Genomic DNA, 2,918 nt, shown 5'->3' with positions numbered 1-2,918 from the left:
AAAAAGAAATTGAAAGCTTTTTTTAAAAATCCCTCAGACAGAATACTGGTTTTTGATGATGATTCCAGTGTATTCATTAATACCATTATTAAGGACGTCGGACAACGAGACATTTTAAGCAAGATGTTTGAACGGTCACTTAGTACGAGGTCCAGAGTTTATTGGGACAAATCTATTTATAAGGAAATCAAACGTTTAAAAAATGTTGAAGCTCTGGAAAATTATAGAAAAATATTTGATTTAATTTTTTGAACTTCGTAACTCAGCTTAATTCTTCTATAAAGGCTATTTAATTTGAGAAGGTCTGTTAAAGCGTTCGATATATTTATACGGATAATTATGACAAATTTTAAAATACTGGCCGTAAAAAATACCAACGCTATTGAATTGATGCTGGATTCCAGAAAAAACCTGGAAGCGGGTATCAATATTTTTTCAATGGATGATGCTGAGGATCGTTTAAAAAGCATTCTGGAAAATGCTTCAACATTTAAAGAACTGATAGAATTTTTTGTCGGCCTTACATTTAAAGACCAGAAAATTGATTTAACTTTTTTAAATCACGAGAAAAAGCCTGATCTTACAACCAGGGATGACAGAATTAATAACGCGAAAATTTCTATTTATATCTGTCTGCAGAGTTTATACAAAAACGGGGATTTCCAGCGTATATTAAATAAACTGAAAGAAAATTTTCAGCTGTTTGGATTTATCAGTGCCGATATAAATGACAGTAATATATTTGTAAGTAGCAAGTTCCGCCAGTTAAGTGATAATTTGAATATTTTTAAGGAGTCGGACACAAAAGTGTTCCTCAGGCTCTTGCTGGAGCAGGGGAAATCCGACAGGGCTTTTAGACAATATTTATATGAAAAGTGTTATGAGTTGAATCAAAACACGGCTCTTTCTTTTTTGAATAAGCCAAAAACACCATCGCAAATTCTTGATGAATTACCTGTTGATTTTCGGGTTCAGACAGTAACCGAAGCTCAGGAAGAATTGGCTAAGTTGGAAACTGATACCTGGTACATTATCAATAATATGAAACCGGATAATCTGATATGGTCATTGAATGAATTGGCGATTAATTTCGAAAAACTGGAATTTGCAGATATTTTGAATGATGAACCGCAAACACCTGTTTTTAATAATATCAAAATAGCGGAACTGGGCACTGTCTTCAGCCCTACCGTTGATATCACCAAACTGGACCGTAAATTTACTGAAAAATATTTTAACAGGAATGGACGTAACCGGGGGATAGTGGATGCTGCCATGTATTACAGCAACCGGTTTATTCAAGATCTTAATAATCTGGCTGGCAATTTAGAATTGGCTGAAAAGCTGGGCTTAACAACCGAAGAGTTAAAATGTTATTTTCGCGGGAAACAATTTTTACTTTATGACGGACCATATTGCGGATCAGCGGCAGAAGTTATCAGCAATGAAGATGAAAATACCATACTTATTTTTGGTCCATTCTTTCGTAATCATAAACATGTTACGTCAAGCGGTCCGATAATAATGTTACACTCAAAGCCAATGAGTGAGATTATCAGCGATCAATGGGTATTTTTTCAGGAAGTTGAAATGAGTTACAGTATAAAAGCTAAACATTTAATTACGGAAAATTCTACCATAAAACCTGTACTTATTCTTGATGAAGAAAAACAAAGACTTGACCAGAAGGCTGCTGCTTATATTGAGGGGATAATAAGTAACGGTTATTTGGATAAACAACCGATTGGCATATATCGTGTAGATCCGGATAAATATGAATTATTACCTGTTCCCGATGATGATATTGAAATGTCTGATCACCGTCACTATATCGTAAAGGGGGACTTGAACCTTGAATCTTATATAAGCGGGAAATATATTTATGTCAACGGGGACATAAATGTTCAGCAGGGCGATGTAGATGATAATTCGATACTGATATCTACAGGAAATATCAATATTGCAGGACTCTGTGAAAATTCAAAATTAACTGGAAAAGAGATCAGGATTATCAGTCATGTGAACGGGGCTTTAACGGAAATAAACGCCGGATATCTGAAGGTGGATAGTTATATCGATTATCCCGTGAAGGTTATGGCTGATAAAGTTGATTGTGCAAAGATCAGATGCGATATAAAATTAAATCAACCTGAGATTAGTAGCAGGGAAGAAAACGATACTGCAGAGCAAACCCCCTCAGGTTTTGGGGCTTTTTTTCGCAGACTATTAAACTGGTCTTAAAATTTAAGAGCTAAAATTCAAAAAAACCTTGAATATCATTAGATTTTCTGTACACTGATAATTAGAGGTAAGTGTTAGGGGATAAGAGATAAGTGATAGATCTCTTTTCACGTTTCACTTCTCACTAGTCACGTGATATGGGGGATAAGTTATGATCAGACAATTTTATGTTGGCGCTTCAGGCATGTCGGCTTTGGAAAAAGCCATGGTAAATATTACCAACAATGTTTCCAACTCCAAAACTGTGGGCTATAAGTCTACCAAGACCGAGCTCGAGAACATGTTCCCTCAAGTCTTGGAAAAAGCTGTTCTGCAGCGTGAAAATAACACCACCAAACCGGCTGACATAGAATTAGGATCGGGTGTGAGGATTGTTGCTACTCCCAAAGACTTTCGGCAGGGTGCCATATCGGTTACCAATAATCAATTTGATGTTGCGATTAATGGCGACGGTTTTTTGGTTTTTCAGACAGCTAACGGTGAGACTGCTTATAGTCGCGCCGGGAATCTGAACCGTGACAGCCTTGGTAATCTGGTTGATCCTAACGGCAACATTCTTCAGCCGCAGATTGTTATCCCGGACAATACCGATACCGTACGCATAGCCACTGACGGCACGGTTTATGTAACCTTGAACCAGGAGACACAGGAAAGAATTATCGGGCAGATACAACTGG

The 2,918-nt window shown here is 36.9% G+C and carries 3 protein-coding genes; all 3 read left to right on the top strand.

Annotated features, from left to right (window positions below; all coding sequences use genetic code 11):
• Window positions 1-252, top strand: a 252-nt coding sequence (locus PHV30_12075; protein ID MDD5457749.1) for a hypothetical protein, incomplete at its 5' end; no start/stop codon positions are given.
• Between the two features lie 87 nt (window positions 253-339).
• Window positions 340-2,241: a hypothetical protein gene (locus PHV30_12070; GenBank protein ID MDD5457748.1), complete on the top strand. Its 1,902-nt coding sequence runs from the start codon at window positions 340-342 to the stop codon at window positions 2,239-2,241.
• Between the two features lie 151 nt (window positions 2,242-2,392).
• Window positions 2,393-2,918 (top strand): flagellar hook-basal body complex protein (locus PHV30_12065; protein MDD5457747.1); only part of this gene is annotated, 526 nt, incomplete at its 3' end.

The organism is Candidatus Margulisiibacteriota bacterium (assembly GCA_028715625.1).
Lineage (GTDB): Bacteria > Margulisbacteria > Riflemargulisbacteria > GWF2-35-9 > GWF2-35-9 > JAQURL01.
This window is presented reverse-complemented; position numbering and strand designations above follow the sequence as displayed.